The 16,834-nt window shown below is 41.5% G+C and carries 19 protein-coding genes; 15 read left to right on the forward strand and 4 right to left on the reverse strand.

Features of this window, described 5'->3' with window-relative positions:
* The first annotated feature begins 21 nt into the window (after positions 1-21).
* The 9 genes from KDW99_RS06610 (at position 22) to KDW99_RS06650 (ending at position 7,454) form a co-directional block, all read left to right on the forward strand.
* Positions 22-1,178, forward strand: a protein-coding gene (locus KDW99_RS06610) for an IS3 family transposase (RefSeq protein ID WP_370646783.1) whose coding sequence is annotated in 2 segments (ribosomal slippage) — positions 22-267 and positions 270-1,178 — 1,155 coding nt in all. Because the reading frame shifts where the segments join, the coding sequence is not laid out codon by codon here.
* The gene (locus KDW99_RS06615; protein WP_255828502.1) at positions 1,163-1,588 is read left to right on the forward strand and encodes a hypothetical protein; all 426 of its coding nucleotides are present in this window, start codon (positions 1,163-1,165) and stop codon (positions 1,586-1,588) included. The genes KDW99_RS06610 and KDW99_RS06615 overlap by 16 nt, the downstream gene beginning before the upstream one ends.
* Before the next feature lie 124 nt (positions 1,589-1,712).
* The gene (locus KDW99_RS06620) at positions 1,713-2,135 is read left to right on the forward strand and encodes a hypothetical protein (RefSeq protein WP_255828503.1); all 423 of its coding nucleotides are present in this window, start codon (positions 1,713-1,715) and stop codon (positions 2,133-2,135) included.
* 78 nt (positions 2,136-2,213) lie between these two features.
* Positions 2,214-3,047, forward strand: coding sequence for a hypothetical protein (locus KDW99_RS06625; protein ID WP_255828504.1), 834 nt, complete (start codon positions 2,214-2,216; stop codon positions 3,045-3,047).
* Between the two features lie 86 nt (positions 3,048-3,133).
* Positions 3,134-3,604: a trimethoprim-resistant dihydrofolate reductase DfrA gene (gene dfrA / locus KDW99_RS06630; protein ID WP_255828505.1), complete on the forward strand. Its 471-nt coding sequence runs from the start codon at positions 3,134-3,136 to the stop codon at positions 3,602-3,604.
* Positions 3,605-3,702: 98 nt separating this feature from the next.
* Positions 3,703-4,206 (forward strand): GNAT family N-acetyltransferase, encoded by a 504-nt coding sequence (locus KDW99_RS06635; protein ID WP_255828506.1) that lies wholly within the window; start codon positions 3,703-3,705, stop codon positions 4,204-4,206.
* Positions 4,207-4,702: 496 nt separating this feature from the next.
* Positions 4,703-5,467 (forward strand): hypothetical protein, encoded by a 765-nt coding sequence (locus tag KDW99_RS06640; RefSeq protein WP_255828508.1) that lies wholly within the window; start codon positions 4,703-4,705, stop codon positions 5,465-5,467.
* A 114-nt stretch (positions 5,468-5,581) separates the two neighbouring features.
* Complete coding sequence (locus KDW99_RS06645; protein WP_255828509.1) at positions 5,582-6,262, forward strand: hypothetical protein; 681 nt, start codon at positions 5,582-5,584, stop codon at positions 6,260-6,262.
* An 871-nt stretch (positions 6,263-7,133) separates the two neighbouring features.
* A complete protein-coding gene (locus tag KDW99_RS06650) occupies positions 7,134-7,454 on the forward strand; it encodes a hypothetical protein (protein ID WP_255828510.1) in 321 nt (106 codons plus the stop codon).
* 244 nt (positions 7,455-7,698) lie between these two features.
* On the opposite strand, the gene KDW99_RS06655 is transcribed toward KDW99_RS06650, so the two are convergent.
* On the reverse strand, positions 7,699-8,259 hold the full coding sequence (locus KDW99_RS06655; protein WP_255828511.1) for a hypothetical protein: 561 nt from the start codon (positions 8,257-8,259) through the stop codon (positions 7,699-7,701).
* Positions 8,260-8,542: 283 nt separating this feature from the next.
* Here KDW99_RS06655 and KDW99_RS06660 point away from each other — a divergent pair, with 283 nt between their 5' ends.
* The 6 genes from KDW99_RS06660 to trxC all read left to right on the forward strand — a co-directional run bounded on the left by KDW99_RS06660 (position 8,543) and on the right by trxC (position 12,382).
* Positions 8,543-9,103: a helix-turn-helix domain-containing protein gene (locus KDW99_RS06660; protein ID WP_255828512.1), complete on the forward strand. Its 561-nt coding sequence runs from the start codon at positions 8,543-8,545 to the stop codon at positions 9,101-9,103.
* Complete coding sequence (locus tag KDW99_RS06665; protein ID WP_255828513.1) at positions 9,100-9,822, forward strand: AzlC family ABC transporter permease; 723 nt, start codon at positions 9,100-9,102, stop codon at positions 9,820-9,822. The genes KDW99_RS06660 and KDW99_RS06665 overlap by 4 nt, the downstream gene beginning before the upstream one ends.
* Positions 9,823-9,824: 2 nt before the next feature.
* The gene (locus KDW99_RS06670; protein WP_255828514.1) at positions 9,825-10,160 is read left to right on the forward strand and encodes an AzlD domain-containing protein; all 336 of its coding nucleotides are present in this window, start codon (positions 9,825-9,827) and stop codon (positions 10,158-10,160) included.
* A gap of 128 nt (positions 10,161-10,288) precedes the next feature.
* Positions 10,289-10,693, forward strand: coding sequence for a GFA family protein (locus tag KDW99_RS06675; protein WP_255828515.1), 405 nt, complete (start codon positions 10,289-10,291; stop codon positions 10,691-10,693).
* A gap of 401 nt (positions 10,694-11,094) precedes the next feature.
* Positions 11,095-11,784 (forward strand): hypothetical protein, encoded by a 690-nt coding sequence (locus tag KDW99_RS06680; protein WP_255828516.1) that lies wholly within the window; start codon positions 11,095-11,097, stop codon positions 11,782-11,784.
* 151 nt (positions 11,785-11,935) lie between these two features.
* Complete coding sequence (gene trxC / locus KDW99_RS06685; protein WP_255828517.1) at positions 11,936-12,382, forward strand: thioredoxin TrxC; 447 nt, start codon at positions 11,936-11,938, stop codon at positions 12,380-12,382.
* A gap of 24 nt (positions 12,383-12,406) precedes the next feature.
* Here trxC and KDW99_RS06690 read toward each other — a convergent pair whose 3' ends face one another.
* The 3 genes from KDW99_RS06690 to KDW99_RS06700 all read right to left on the reverse strand — a co-directional run bounded on the left by KDW99_RS06690 (position 12,407) and on the right by KDW99_RS06700 (position 16,527).
* Positions 12,407-12,664, reverse strand: a complete 258-nt coding sequence (locus KDW99_RS06690; protein ID WP_255828518.1) for a YfhL family 4Fe-4S dicluster ferredoxin — start codon at positions 12,662-12,664, stop codon at positions 12,407-12,409.
* Between the two features lie 10 nt (positions 12,665-12,674).
* A complete protein-coding gene (trhP, locus tag KDW99_RS06695) occupies positions 12,675-14,036 on the reverse strand; it encodes a prephenate-dependent tRNA uridine(34) hydroxylase TrhP (protein ID WP_255828519.1) in 1,362 nt (453 codons plus the stop codon).
* Between the two features lie 328 nt (positions 14,037-14,364).
* A complete protein-coding gene (locus tag KDW99_RS06700) occupies positions 14,365-16,527 on the reverse strand; it encodes a TonB-dependent siderophore receptor (RefSeq protein ID WP_255828520.1) in 2,163 nt (720 codons plus the stop codon).
* Between the last annotated feature and the right edge of the window lie 307 nt (positions 16,528-16,834).

Genomic DNA, 16,834 nt, shown 5'->3' on the forward strand with positions numbered 1-16,834 from the left:
TGATCTAATTGAGAGGTATTTATGAGCAAAACACGTTACCCAGAACAATTCAAAATTGAAGCGGTTAAGCAAGTGACTGAAGCAGGCTTTAGTGTTGCTGAAGTCGCTAATCGCTTAGGCACCACCACTCACAGTTTATACGCTTGGATTAAACGATATGGCCCTGAGGCAGAATCGTTTGCAGAGGCTTCTGCTGAGTCGAGCGAGATCCTTCGTCTTCGGAAAGAACTCAAGCGAGTGACGGAAGAGCGCGACCTGTTAAAAAAAGCCGCGGCGTACTTCGCAAGCCACCCAGACTAAGATACGCCTTTATCAGGGACCACTGTGCCGATTTTTCAGTAAGGCGACTGTGTAATCTCTTCGATGTTCATCCCAGTGGCTATTACGTTTGGTTGAAAGAGCCAAAATCAAAACTTGCTAAGGAAAATGAACGGCTAACAGGTCTTGTTAAACAACTTTGGCTGGAATCGGGTTGTGTCTACGGTTATCGAAAGATCTATCAAGACCTGAGATCCTTGAATGAATCTTGTGGTATTAATCGAGTGCATTATCTGATGCGAAGAGCAGGCCTTAAGGCTCAGGTGGGTTACCGAAAGCCTAGAGCTCGGTCAGGAGAAACACATACAATAGCCAACAATGTGCTTGAAAGACAGTTTAATCCAGAAAGCCCGAATACAGCGTGGGTTACAGATATCACCTATATCCGAACTCACGAAGGCTGGCTATATTTATCTGTCGTGCTTGATCTCTATTCCCGTCGAATAATAGGCTGGAGCATGGGACCAAGAATGGTGAAGGAACTTGTTCTTGATGCACTGATGATGGCTGTGTGGAGAAGAAAATCAAAGCAAAGGGTAATAATCCATTCAGACCAAGGCAGTCAGTTTACGAGCTATGAGTGGCATAGATTTTTGGACGATCACAATTTACAAGCCAGCATGAGTCGACGTGGGAACTGTCATGATAATGCTGTTGCTGAAAGCTTTTTCCAGCTTTTAAAGAGAGAGCGAGTGAAGCGAAAGATTTACTCGACAAGGGGCGAAGCCAAACAAGACATTTTTAATTATATAGAAATGTTTTATAACCCTGTCAGACGCCATAGCGCTAATGATATGTTGTCACCTGTTGAGTATGAGAAACTGTTCGAAAAGATGACTGAGAAGTGTCTACTGAACTAGTGGCGATTCATGATCCACTAATTCATGATGACTTCCATGGAATGAAAACGGGGTTCTCTTTAAATAGAAACATCCCATATCACTTGATTAATACATACTTTGTTTCGAGCGCTCTGAGTAGCGTACTTGTTAAGTATTCGGGATTAAATAGTAGCGAATGCAATAATTTTAGTTCCGACGAAATAAAAAAATGTTTTGATATGCTTTCAGATTTACCTCTTTTATTTTTTCCAGATGAAATTGAAATGAAAGTGCCTTCGATTAAAAGAAATAAAGCAGAAGGGTTTTCTTTGGAGCTTCCCAGTGGACGCAAGATTGGGAATAGAAGGCCGCATATTATGAACATTGCGCTGTCAAAAAGAATTGGCCTTCAAGCCAGAAGTTTTTCGCTGCCATATTTCAGAGGCTAACAAACGCATGTTGTCGGTCTTGTTTTCTGCTGCGCTCCAAACCAGCCGCAAATGCGGGCGTTAGCTGTACCACCCCTTCGTAGTTTGTAGTGAAGGATCACCTAAAGTAAAAATGGAGAAAACTATGAGTATTACTGATAAAGATGTAGAACAAGCAAAAGAGGACACTAAGCAGGCACTAGTTGAATATGGCTTTGCAGAGTCATCTGGAGAGGTGGATGTTAGTTATATAACGAAAGAGCTTTTGACTCTTTATGAATCTGCTGAAGATAAAGACGGGGACTGTAAGGGAGTATGTAAAGACATGGGTGAGGAGCTAGAAAAAGAGGGGGGTTCTCTTGCAAATAATTACCCGTGCTATATTGGTCATACTCCCGTCCATAAAGGGGGAAATAAATGGCAATATCAAAATAACAATACTAGCAATGGCTGCGACAGAAAGGAGCATCTATGTGGTAGTGGTAAAGTGTGGAGTGCCAAGTGCAATAAGATAATGAAAGATAGATATTGTGCAAATGGCAAAAAAGGATTTTTAGGCTGGCCATAGCAGCTAACAAGAAAATTCAGCCGACCGCGTATGCGGCGGCTGATTTTGGCGTTGGCACTCATTTAAATCGGAGAGTTCATGGATTTTTTAAAAGGCGCAAAGGATTTTGCGAGAAACCCGCTAGGAATTATTGCTCTATTTATATCACTTATTTATGGCTTCGCGAGCCTGCTCCTTGACTCCGCAGCCGAAAAATTGACAGTGGCAGAAAGATGGCCTCTGATATTTTTTATTGTTGCGTTTCCTATCATGGTTTTGATTACGTTCTATAAACTGGTCACTAAGCACCATGGTAAGTTGTACGCCCCGGGGGACTTTAAGGATGACAAATCATTCTTAAGAACATTAACCCCGGAGGAGCAGGAGAAGAGACTAGATAAGGAAGTTAAGGAATCCCTCGGTGATGACTCAACACCTGACGATCAAACTCTCCCGAATTCAACTAGAAATACTAGCGCTGCTGTTAATAATTCTAGCGAAAAGGACGAGAGTGAATCTCGACAAGAAGAACACAGACGTTTTCGAGAGGAGCTGAGAGATATTGAGAAGGCTGTTATTAAATCTATCTCATCGGAATTTAATGTTAAAGCTGACGAGAATGTTGGTATTGGGGGTACTGAAGCGCAGTTTGATGCATTTCTACAGATGCTAAGTGGCAAGGCTACATTTCTTGAAGTAAAAGCAATCAGAAGCTTAAGTCATGGTTTTGGCATGATCGACAGGCTTTTGTATAACGCAGTTGTAGCAGACAAATTTTTTGAATCTAACTTTAAGTTAATTATTGCTGTTGTTTACTACTTTGAAGAATCGGAGCTTGCGAGAGTAGAGAGGTTCTGGAAGCGTAGAGTAGAAAAATGCCCTGCAAATATAGAGCTGCGATTTATCCCACGAAACAAAGTAACAAATGCCTAACAAGCTGCGGCACGGTGACCGCTTTTCCGCCGCGCTGCGGCTTCAAATCGGCACGTGTGCCGAGCGTTAACCCTCACTGGAGTCGTATGAAATTATCGTTAATCGCAGCAGTATCTGAAAATGGTGTAATAGGCTCAGGCTTAGATATACCTTGGTCTGTTAAAGGTGAGCAGTTGCTGTTTAAAGCTATGACATATAATCAATGGTTAATTGTTGGTAGAAAGACTTTTGAGTCTATGGGGAAGCTCCCAAATAGAAAGTATGCGGTAATTACTCGCTCTGAGTTAAAATCAGACGATAAAGATGTATTCTATTTTTCATCAATTGATAATGCATTATCTACACTGAAAAATGTTACCGACCATGCATTCGTGTCTGGCGGCGGAGAAATTTATAAAGCACTTATCCATCGTGCTGATACATTGCACATATCGACAGTCCATACAGATATTGACGGTGATGTGTTTTTTCCTCAAGTTCCTGATGGCTATAGTGAAGTATTCAAACAACGATTTAGTTCAAACTTAGATTATACGTATCGCATTTGGCAAAAGTAGATTTAGCCATAAGAAGCGGTGGCAGTTTTGGAGATAGAGTTTTATCCGTCCCAAACAACTCTAAGAATCCCAGCATTCCACATCAAACTGGAGACAAAATGGATTTAGTCTTACCATCTTCAAAATGTATCCAAAGTTATAACGAGTACATCGAAGAGTTGGGTGATGAAGTTCGTTACCCTTTTCCTATGGGTTTTGATCATCAAGATTTTGATGCACTTTTAGTTAAGTTGTCTGATTTTTCCTTGGGTATAAATCTACCTGACGGTTTTGTGCCAAGTACAACCTTGTGGCTGGTTGAAGGCGATCAGTTGCTTGGTGTGACTAATTTACGTCATTACCTAAATAACGCTATAGAAGAGTGTGGTGGTCATATTGGGCTAGGCATTCGTCCGTCTTATCGAGGCAAAGGTTTGGGTAAGTTGTTAATGAAGCTGTCGATAGCAAAGCTTAATGCTATGGACGTAAGTGCTGTTCATATTCACTGCTATAAAGATAACTCCGCATCGGCCAATACGATTATTGCGAATGGCGGCGAGTTAAGTTCTGAGCTGGCTTTGGGTGATAAAGTGGTTCATAGATATCTGGTAATGAGTTCTTAATAGCGTTCGCTAATATGACTTGAGGAATTATGAAATTTTACCGTGCTGAACAATATCAAGCGTCTTGAAAATTTATTTTCATCTGACCCCAATATCTAAGACACTCCATAAAGCCGCGTAATCGGGATTGAGTATTAATAATGCTGTTTTTTTGTAAGGCTTGATAACGGAAGTATGACCGCTTTTTGTGATATAGGAGCACCGTTGAAAGCGGGTCATGTCATAAAGCCTGAGGGAATGGCTTGCCTTGCTGATGAAATCACGCTACAAAAGAACAAATAAATAATCAACATAGCGGCGATCAAAGGCCATCTGAAGAGGAACCCTCCAAACAGTCTTTGGTGTTTAGCGATTTATTTAACAGGGAAGTCCTACCATGAAAAAAGCAAATCCCCTATATAGACAACGCAGCCGTTCAACAGTGGGTTATAACCGCAGCTACGCTGCCGTATAACCCTTAATTGTTAGCTCACTTAATTACACTGGAGTCCAAATTTTGTCGGGACAATCGGAAGGTACAGTTTATGCTCACGCATATTTTTCAGCATCAGTAGAAAGTACGTTACAAGCTGATAATTTTGGGGATATATTCGCGGGCTTAACTAGTGTTGCTTTAACTGCATTTATGGTGGAAAGTTATTTAAATTACCTTTGTGAAAAAATATGTGATTATGAATCCAGAGCTAATTCATTTTTAGATGATAATAATCCTTTAGAAATTGATAAGAAGCTCAGGGAACTACCAAAAAATGACCTATCTCTTCATGTTAATTTAGCTGAAAATCTAGGCTACAAAAATCAAGCGGAAATAATTATAAAATCACTAACTTCCTCTTTAAGAAAGGCAAAGCGTGAAGAGTTTGAACTTGATTTCAATCGAGCTTTGTCATTTTACGAATTAGATAAAAAGTATAAGTTATCAACTAAAAATAAGTTAAAGGCTTTATTAGAGGCTTCTAACGTAGAGCGATCTAAACGCGATAAGTTTTTACAACAATTTACGCAACTTTTTAATGCTAGAAATGCTCTTGCTCATGGCAGGACCGAAAATGTTTCTGAATCTTTTACGAAAGATCTAGCTAGTGAAATTTCAAAATCAGTGCCAACAGTAACTGCAAGTTGGCAAGAGAGCTGTTCAATTGAAAAAGCACGAGAAATGTATAGTTCTGCGAAAGAGCTTGTATCGTACTTTAATGAATCATTCTTAAAAGAATTCTCTCCATTAAATAACTTGAGTTCACAAATATCTGCTGTGAGCTAACAAGAGTTTTCAAGCCGGACAAAAAACAGTTGGCTTTTTTCGTACCTCACAAATTGTAGCTAACTATTTTTAGCCGCTTAAAACGGCGTTCAATGATCTAAGCAAGGAAATTACATGCGTCCAACATATGAAAATGTATATATTAGCTCTTTTATTTTCTCTTTAGGGTATCTATTTAGGAATGCAAGTAAAGGCGATCTTGCCTCAGTTTCTATAGATCTATACCAACAAGTTACATCTGGAGAACGTCTAATAGGAGATCTCCTCACCTCCATTGGAGGAAAAAATATAATTGTTGAATTTAAGAGAGATTCATCAGGGATTCCGGGAGAGTTCGAAAAAAAGAGTAAAAAAGATCTACGTAAGCTTCTTGATGCAGACGACGTAGAGTTTCAAGCAATTTCGAAAAAGTGTCACTTTTTATCATATGCGGCAAGGTATGATAATGGGGCATCAACACTTGCGTTCTGTCCATATATCGATCTTTATAAAAACAACAAAGACTGTGTTGTTTTAGGGAATAAAGACTTTAGCTCTAAGTATGTTGATAGCAGCAACACTCAAATTGGAGTTAATGAATCCGAGTTTAAATATTACATAGACAAACTGGCTTCAAGCACTGGTGGTACATGCGGCGGAATGGCTATATCAATCGATAAGGATGGAATTAAGTCCATGGTTGTGTTTGATGACATCAAAGAATTAAGTCAGTCCCTGAATTTAGCAGAACAGCGCGCTGAAAAAATGATACAAAGTAAAGAACCCAGCAGCCCGTCTATGGGCATGCGTAGGTAATCATTGAACAAGGCCAGCCAGAGGGACTTTCGCTCAGCGTGCTACAGCCCCTGCTGTAAGGTGTTAAATTTCAAGGAGTGTACGTGCATAGTCTCAAAGCAAAAGCACTATATGATCATGTGGATTTCTTTCGTGATCTTGTTAATGGGCGACTTGCCAAGAGCCCAAAGGAAGAAAAGTCTTTCTCTGACTATGCTAAGCGCTCACTGAAATTGAATGATGGAAGAGATTGGAATTTTATCTGCTCAGGAATGGACCTTATTTGTGATACCTCCTTGTCACTTGATCATTTTTTAAGAATTAGGGTCAGAGTAAAATTAAACCTTATAATGTAAGAATTAGGGTCAGAGTAAAATTAAACCTTATAATGTGTAATCTCGTAATTTAGGGTTAGATGAAAAATACATACTTATAAGGTATTATATGGTTTTGAAGTCTAAACTTTAGGAATTTTTAAAGTGGCAAAATATAAAATTAATTATTTTTTTATTTTTACAGGTCGTTATGAAATTGACTGTGAAAACTTTGTTAAATTTATAAATATTAACACCTAAATTGTATCGCTATCTAGAGAGCTTTTGACAGTACAGGTAGGTAGATCATTATTTAATTATGAACCTTGAAGTAGTAGATAAAAAATTTTATGTTAATTTGTGACGCTTACTCCGTTACGGATTTTTATTTATTCAGAAAGAAAATTATGATTTGTGATTATCTTCTGGAAAGTATAAGTTAATATTGCACTTTTCTCTGGTGGAAATTAAGAGATTATTTCAGTATAAAATAACTACTCATTGCTTAGTGATAATGATTTTTAGATCAAAGTAAGATGTGTGTTCTTTTAAGTTTTTTATAGGTGAGTTTATAGATAATGGAAATATTTAATAAGTCAGTCAGCTTTCAATTGACTGAGCTATGGTTTAAATGGTTGGGCTGGTTAAGCGTGTGTGCAATATTAAATATATCAAAAGAGAAATTAGATTCACAATTAATAGGTGTTGTTTATTGGATCTCAATGTTATTGGTCGCATATAGTATTGGTTCTACTTGCATGGATATGTGTTTAAAATTAACTAAAAATAAGGAGTCGAAAATAGTTCATGCATTTTTACAAGTTATGATTATTTTAAATTCATTATTTTTAGCATTTTTTGCATACACGATCACAGAGATGGTAAAAGCTAGGTTGTAAAATACTCTACTAACAGACGTGGAGCCATTCCTTGTAGCTAACTCCCATTCCCACAATTCTATTGACATCCATCCGTTTTTTTACATAGATTGCTCTATATAAAGAACAATCTGAAATGTACTATGAATGAACATGTTCTTGGCTCGTTGGGTTGAAATATACAAACGTAGCATATAACAAAGGCATGTTGTCAGAGTGGTTTTCCGCTGTGTTCCAAATTTGCCGCAGAATGCAGCATTATTTGCTAATTGGTGGTGAAACTGCTCTTCACACTGTCTATTACTTTAATTTTTTTAAAGTGGTTCCACCAACTTAGACCTAGGCCACAAAAAACAATTATTGATCCCATCAATACGAGTGCCGCAGTGTCATATCTTACAACAAATAATACAATTATAAGTATCATAAATAAGTGAATAAACATTAGTGGGTATACAACCCCAAGATGTATTTTTTCTAAAATTACTTCTATTTCTTTTAAATTTTTAACCTTCCAAAATTCAATGAAAAGCAAGCCAGCGCAAGTTATTAATATCCAGAAAATAATATAAACTGCTAGGTGGTCATAATATTTCTGAGCTAGTTGTGATTTAAGCTGATCCAATGCACCTGCTAACGATACAGTCCAAATTAAAAAAAACAACTTAGTAATAACAAAAATTGTGGCGTTGTACCTTTGAATAAATTGTTTAATTTTAGTTTGTATGCTCAAGTCTAAATTTCCATGTTTAGGATTTGGTGCCATAGCATATAACAGGCGCGTCAATAGGAAAAATAAAGTTTGGCTTGGCTCGCCTTGCTCCACATTAAAATCAACTATTTTTGTCCGCTTAAGCAGGCGCTAAATTAAGATTCTGATCTACATTACCTTAAAACAATTGAAGAGTATGGTCACATTGGATTAAGCACTTGTCAATCAAGGCCATCTCTTCCCATTCTCAGAACTAAGCTAACGCTAATTACTCATGACAGCATTAGCTGATGAGCTCGTTTCCACCCCTCAACCCACTCCATTTCCCATAATTTCATTGACATCCATCCGTTCTTTATATAGAACGTTCTATATAAAGAACAATTTGAGATGCACTATGAATAAACCTATTCTCGGTTCGTTAGGTCGAACTATACAAACGTTGCGTATGGCAAAGGGGCTGTCTTTGTCTCAGTTGGCGCTGGATGCTGGGCTGGCGAAGTCTAATTTGTCTCGTATTGAGCAGGGTGAGGGCAATCCAACGATAGAAACCATTTGGCGTTTGGCGGTTCAACTGGATGCTCCTTTTGGTGATCTTATTGCCAGTGTGGAGTCGCCACTGGGTGAAAACGGTGTGCAGGTTAGGTTGATCGATCAAAGTGAGGGGAATCCACGGGTCGATGTGTATTGGATGTCTTGTGCACCAAATACGGTTAAGCAGTCAGAGCCGCATATTGCTGGCACGACGGAAACCGTTACCTTGATCAGCGGAAAATTGTTGGCGGGTGAAAGTAATGATCTGCACGAATTAGAGATTGGCAAGGCGCATACGTTTGCGGCCGATGTTCCGCACTGTTATCAAACTGATGACTCATGGGCGACGTTAATGATGGTCATTACCTATGCGAAACAGTCTGATACTAAACAGGACGATGCCATACAGGAGGTACAGTCATGAATACAGCAACTCAAACTCTTGCAGGAACGCCTTGGAAACAAGGTGTAAAAGACGCGATTCCACTGCTAGGCGGTTACATTCCTGTGGCAATTTCGTTTGGTCTGATTTCCGTTCAGTCGGGTTTTAGTGTGTTAGAGACTATCCTGATTTCAGCCTTTATTTATGCAGGCGCGTCACAGTTTCTCTTTGTCGCTATGGCGGCTTCTGGCGCGCCGTTATGGTTTGTGGTCATCATGACACTGCTAATCAACGCTCGACATGTTGTTTATGGGCCAAATCTCTCTCCTTACTTAAACCAAGATAAAAAGTGGTTGCCACTAATGCATGGTTTGACCGATCAAATCTTTGCGCTGGCTCATGCTCGTTTACCTTTGCTTCCAGATCAGGCGCGTATCGGTTGGTACACAGGCGCAGCGGTGTTAGCCTGGTTAAGCTGGATTGCAGGAACCGCACTCGGAGCTATTGCGGGTGGAGAGTTGACGCAACGTTGGCCATTAATCAATGAGGTTTTGCCATTTGCACTACCAGCTCTGTTTTTCGTTTTAATTGTGCCGCGCTGTAATAATCGCTTGTGGACATTAACGATCGCTTTGTCTGCCGTTAGTGCTGTTATTTTGAAAGTGTTAGGTTACCCCAATGTCGCTATTCCGTTAGCGGCTTTGTGTGGTGCAGCTTTGTTTTATGCATTGAAAAATCAGCGCGATATGGGAGAGCGATAAGTATGGAAATGTCTATGTGGCTGGCGCTTGCTAGCATTGCCATTGGTACCTATTTAATTCGTCTTTTACCCTATGTTTGGATGAAGCGAAGCTTGGCGAAAAGACAAACGGAGGACGGCGTTGGCTCAATGCCAACTTGGTTAACCATTTTGGGGCCAACCATGATCGCAGCGATGTTTGGCACTTCTTTAGTGCCGACGCATTCTGGTTCCTTGTCTTGGTTCGCGACTGGCGTCGGGATACTGGTTACTTACGGTGTTTGGACGCGAACGCGATCCATGGGATTGCCTATTTTATTTGGGGTCGTGGCATTTGGAATGGTGACCTTGGTGTTTTAGTTCGTCGTTCAATGAGTGACAGTCATACTAAGTTCTGCATAATACCTTCGAAATTAGCTTTAATTTTTATTGGTATGGAAATAGAGTTGCGTTATCAAAGTTAGTCTAATACGAAGAAGGATTATAAAATGATTACGTTTAAAGGTGGTTGCCTGTGTCAGGCGGTTCGATATGAGACAACAGCGGAGCCGTTGAATCAGCGAGTGTGTCATTGTCATGAATGTCAAAAAGCTATCGGTGCGGCTTTTAATGCACGCGTGTTAATGCGTATTGATGATGTGTCTATCACTGGGTCGATAAATACCTATTATTCTTCTGAAACGCTTGAACGAGGGTCTTGTTCACATTGTGGTTCAAGTGTGTTTTCTCGACGAGCTTCTGCTGGTGTTATTGGGTTGACGGTCGGCAGTATGGATGATTCAACACTGTTTAAACCAGATATGCACTTTTGGGTGTCTTCTAAGCAGCCTTGGTTAGAATTAACCGATGGGCTTCCTCAGCACTTGGAAGCTCCGCCATCTAAAGGGTATTAAGCGTTTATTAGGTCTGGAATTTGGTCTGATTAGGCTAAATTCCAGTTTGCTTTGGGTGGCTTTTACTCCCTTTTGTCCAACTTCTACAGCAACGACCTAGAGAGTAAAAAAACATTCCTCTGGTTTTGCTCGTTCTTGTGAATTTTTTTATTTTCTGACTTTCTCGATTCTAAATGGCTTTGTAAGCCTTTAGCTCAGTCGTTCGCATGGATACTGATTTTTTACTACTTTGATTCAGGTGTAATAACTGCTCAAAACATTTTTTCCGATAGATAGCATCTTGCTTCCACTCCCTGTACATTGGTTGCTCGGTCTGTTTCTTTATTAAGATCAATATTGGCTACTTACAAAGCCTACCAGTGTTATTTCCTGCAATGTTAGCGTTCAAATAGGAGTGCTCGATGCAAGCTAAGTTTACCGTTCAAATCGATTCCTTTAAGAAAATTAGCAAGATTCCAAACGCGTGGTCTGACGAAGATTATCGTGCTCTTTTGAGCATTATGGATTTCGAGGATGACGTAGAGAAGATGGATGCGGCAGAGCTGCGCGAGATGTGCATGATGTCACTCAATGACCTTGGGCCTGCGGACGCCGCCAAGGCTGTAATGACGCATTTATTTCCAGAGTTGGCAGAAGGCAAAATAGACCAAGTCAGCCACGATATGGTGGATGATCGTTCATGGGAAGAGTATGCCGACTGTCTGCTACATGAGCGTTTCTTTAATGCGTATGGTTTATTGCGTGAAGCTTTTAATGGCATATTTGCGAACCCTACTGGTGTTGAGCTTGCGCTGACAGTAACCGCGGCTCATGCAGAAGATATGGCGATATTTGATGAATCGTTGCATTCATCCATTGTGCGTTTATTGGCGAATGGGCAAGGCGATGATGCGCTGATTAATCGTTTATACGAAGACCAAATCAAAGGCACACACTTCCCAGAAGCGCCGGGTCTTGTTTGGCAGCTTAAGCAAGTTGCAGACGAAGGTACAACACGCCAGTTTAGCTTGGTAAGTTCCTATTTCTGGATGGAGAACTTCGAGCAGGTGGAAAGCTTTGAAGCCGAATCTCATGCGGATGTAGAAGAATAACTTAGTGGCGTGAGTTGAATCGAGTGAGTTAAGACGACAAAAAGCGGATCAAATGATTCGCTTTTTTATTTTTCAAGGTTGGTAAACACGCCATATTTCGATTTAATCTCGTTCTGTTTATGAATGAAAGCACGTAATCACGAGGCTCAAAATGACCAATTCACCGATCCAAATCGTTTGTCAAAGCTGCAGAACAAAGAACCGTGTGCCGAAAGACAAGCTGGGTAATAAGCCTCTTTGTGGCAAGTGTAAAAAGCCTGTTCTCTCTATCAGTCCAATTATGGGCGGTGATAATAATTTTAAACGTTATATCACAGACAATGACTTACCTGTGGTTGTCGATTTTTGGGCATCTTGGTGCGGACCATGTCAGCAATTCGCGCCTATTTTCGAGCAAGTAGCCAGCGAGATGTCGACAAAAGCTTGTTTCTTGAAGTTAGATACTGAGCAGAACCAAACGACGGCTGGTGGTTATAATATTCGTTCTATTCCGACTTTGATGATCTTCCATCATGGCAAAGAAGTGGCTCGTTTATCTGGCGCTTTGCCAAAAGCACAGTTTCAACAATGGTTAGCGCAGAACTTGCCTGCTATCTAACATATGTTTGATATTAGTTAGGTATTAAACACTGGTGTCAAAATACATTTCTACAAACTTTTCGTATAGCACTTCTTCTGTTTCGCGTCTGTTTGGATCGGGTTTAACGCAGTCGATAGGGCAGACGGCGACACAGGTGGGTTGGTCGTAGTGACCAACGCACTCTGTGCATTTATCTGGATCAATGACATAAATCTTGGCGCCCATGGTGATGGCGTCGTTCGGACATTCTGGTTCGCACATGTCGCAGTTTATGCATCGATCATTGATTAATAGTGCCATTGCTTTGTCTCTATGCCGTCGCGCTGGCGTGAGGCTGGCGGGTGGTTTGTCCTTCCGATAGGTTTCTCATTAGGATCCCCATGGAAGCATCAATACCTGGCGGGCAAGGAATAGACACCACATGACCACTGCCTTTTGCTACGTCGATAGGGCGACCTTGTTTGTCATTTAGTTCGCTTAATGCAAAAGTGACATTGCCTTTTGGTGTCATCAGTTCCAATGAGTCGCCAACACTGAAGCGGTTCTTCACTTCAATAGTGAGTGAGTCTTCGTTGGTTGCAATGACTTCACCGACAAACTGCTGTTTGTCACTGATGGAATTACCTGTTTCATAGTTTTGTAGGTCCACATGACGATGGCGTTGCAAGAAGCCATCTGTGTAACCACGGTTTGCTAGGTTATCTAAGCTGCTCATGAGACTGGCATCAAAAGGGCGACCTGCGACGGCGTCATTAATGGCTTTGCGATAGATTTGTGCCGTTCTGGCGCAGTAATAAAAAGACTTTGTACGACCTTCCACTTTTAGAGAATGTACGCCCATTTTTACGAGTCGTTCAACGTGTTGAATGGCGCGTAAATCTTTAGAGTTCATGATGTAAGTGCCATGTTCGTCTTCAAACGCAGGCATATATTCGTCTGGACGACCGCGTTCTTGTAACAAAAATAGCTGATCTGTTGGTTCTTGGATTTGCACTGAAGCTGCACTGCTGGCAATGATCTGACCTGTTTCGTCTTGTGTTGCTTCGTGGGCGTTGTATTCCCATCGGCAGGCATTAGTGCAAGCGCCTTGGTTTGGGTCGCGTTTGTTCATGTAACCCGATAACAGGCAGCGGCCAGAGTAGGCCATACACAACGCACCATGAACGAAGACTTCCAACTCCATGTCGGGTACTTTCAAGCGAATTTCTTCGATCTCATCAAGAGACAATTCACGAGATAAAATGACGCGAGAAATACCTTGTTGTTGCCAGAATTTCACCGTGGCCCAATTGACCGCGTTGGCTTGTACGGACAGATGAATGGCTTGATCGGGAAAGGCTTCGCGAACCATCATTATTAAGCCTGGATCAGACATGATGAGCGCGTCTGGTTTGAGGTCAATAACTGGCGCTAGGTCTTGTAAGTAGGTTTTCAGTTTCGCGTTATGGGGCGCGATATTGCTGACAACATACAGCTTTTTACCCAGTTCATGGGCTTCATTAATACCAATGCCCAGCTTTTCTAAATCAAACTCGTTATTGCGTACTCTTAAAGAGTAGCGCGGTTGCCCTGCGTAAACAGCATCTGCGCCATAGGCGAAGGCATAACGTAGGTTTTTTAACGAACCTGCTGGGGAGAGCAATTCTGGCATGAGGATTTTTTCTTGAGACATGAGGTTCACCGATCGATCAAAACGGGCGGAGTTTACCTGCGTGTTAATTGAACTCAAGCTCTGAGGGCGGGATTAATCGTCTAATTAAGACCTGCTTGATCTAGGTCAAAATGCCTATCTGGAATGAGGTGTTTGGCGACTAATCAAACGAGCAAAACCCCCTCCCAACCTCCCCCTTGGCAGGGGGAGGAGCTAAGGGCATGTTCCAGTCCCTTCCCCTTATTAAGGGGAAGGTTAGGATGGGGTTGTTACTTTGTCGCAAATTCACTACCTCCCAGCCTTTTAGTGGGGGAGGGTTTGGCGGGCTTTATTTCCTCACTTTTGTTGATTAAAAATCGTACGCGGCAGAAAGGTAAACGCGACGACGTTCACCGACGAATGAACCAATTTTTTCGGTGAAGCCGCTGACAGCGTATTCTTTATCAAGCAAGTTTTTGATGTTTAGCTGGAATCGCCAATCTTGCCATCGTGTCTGCCATGACATGTCGTAGACGGTGTAAGGTTTTACGGTTTGACCCTGTCTGTTTATCTGGTCGCTAACGAAATCGGCTCCAAAGGCAATAGAGGAGTTTATGCTAGGGAAGTCGTATCGTGTCCACAAACCGAGTTGGTGATAAGGCGCGTTAGAAAAACGATCTCCGTCGGCGTATTGAATACCGTCGTTGGCTTCTTTTACGATGGCGTCATTGTAAGCGTAACTTAGATTGGCTACCCAGCGAGGGGTTATGTCTGCCATGATATCTAGCTCAACTCCTTGACTGCGAACTTTACCAAATGAAACCAGCAAGTTGCTATCATTTGGGTCTTCTTGCAGGATGTTTTCACGGGTGATGTGGTAAGCCGCTAGGTTTACGTTTAAACGGTTGTTAAACCAATAACTGCGAACACCGACTTCGATTTGTTGGCTTTTTTCTGGGTCAAATAAGCGGCCATCGGCTGATTTTTGTTGGTCTGCGGCGTCTTGTGGAACGAATCCGGTAGAGAACGACGTATAAGGTTTCCAGTTGTCATTGATTTTATACGTCGCACCAACTCGGCTGGAGTAGCCTGTGTCGTTGTAGTCTTGCTTGACGTTGTTGGATGTGTGGTCTTGGTATTCTTCTTCAAAGCGGTCAATGCGAGCGCCAGCGAGTAAGTCTAGTTGATTGGTTACTTTCCATTGATCTTGAACATACAAACCAATTTGATCCGTTGTTGTGGTTTCATCGGTTTTTAAGTGCATGGTGTAGCTATTAACATCATCTTGTCCGTAGATAGGGTTAGTTAGGCTAAGATTGGAAACGCCATCGGCTTTGTTTGCATAGCTGTATAGAAAGCTATTTTTCTGGTGGAAATAGTCGCTTCCGACTAGCAGAGTATGATCGCCTAATTCGGCGATTAAATTACCTGCAAGCGTAATGCCTTTGCGAGTACGGACTTGGTCACGATATTGTCGTTGCGTGGTATCTGCAGCGCCATCGCTATTGCTATCTATCAGTTTGTTTATTTCATGATATTTCTGGGCTTCGGTGTTTTCGAAGTAACGAACTGAGAGGTTGCTGTCCAGCCATGAGTTGATGCTGTGGTCTAGGCGAGTCTGAAAGACTTGTGCATCGAGCTCTTGGTAATCACCTTTTTCGTTATTGTTCCAAGAAGTATCCGCTAAGAAATTACCATTGTCATCAGTCGGAATACCTCGTAAACGCGCTCCAGAAATGTATTGATGAATGTCTGTGTATTGAACGGTAAGAGTGTTGTTTTCATCGATGTCCCAAGCATAACCAAGGTCAATAATCTGGTTTTCTTCTTCCACATTGTTTCGGTAGGAATCTTGACCGTCGGAGTAGATTCCAACACGGTAGCGTTGCGAGGCGTCTTCATTGGCTGGGCCAGAGGATTCGATGCTACCACTTAGGAAGTCTTTATTACCCGCGCTGATTTTGAGGGTGTTTTTCTGTTCATACGTCGGTTTTTTCGTCACATAGTTTACGACACCGCCAGGTTCACCCGCGCCGTAGATTGCGCCAGATGGGCCTTTGAGGACTTGTATTTGCTCAATGGTAAACAGTTGAGGAATAGAGAAGTCACCAAATGGGTCGCCTTTAAGGCCGTCGTACAAGACTTCGTCTTGGCTAAAGCCGCGTAAGGTTACAGTGGATACGTTGTTTTGCGACATGCCAGATATTGAGCGATACAAATCTGTGATTTGTCGTGCGGCTTGGTCTTCAATCAAGGATTCTGTCACCACTTGAACAGACTGAGGCGTTTCATCAATCGGCGTGGCGGTGCGAGTAGCAAGTGCTGCTTCATCTTCCTTGTAGTAAGACAGTGCGCGGCCTTGTACCTGAAGAGTCTGAAGTTCTATGTTGGATCCATCCTTAACGTTGTTATCTCCATCATTGAGATAACTGTCTTGTGTGATGTCATTTGCGGTATTTTCGGCAAAAATCACAGTAGAAAAAACAAGCGCTCCGCATGCTTGCATCATCATTAAGGTGGTTCTTAAGGTCATAGGTAAACCAAGTGTCAGTGAGTGAGTTGCGTATAGTAGTGCTTATGATAGTCGTTTTCAAATGGGGATGGGGGGTGAAGGAGTTTTATAAATCGTTTAGCACGGTAATTAAGTTAATGGGGATATTATAGATACTGAAACAGTATTCTAATAAGGGTTGCTCATTACTTTACTGGCTTTTATATGTCACACAGTTCTTCTGTAATATTGAGCAAACCTGTTTTGAGTCTAATGATGGGGGCTTATACTTAACACAATGTAGAGAGTTACCTTTTGATTTTATGATTCAGCACATTTATCAAAGCGG

The sequence above is a fragment of the Marinomonas rhizomae genome, assembly GCF_024397855.1.
GTDB lineage: Bacteria > Pseudomonadota > Gammaproteobacteria > Pseudomonadales > Marinomonadaceae > Marinomonas > Marinomonas rhizomae_A.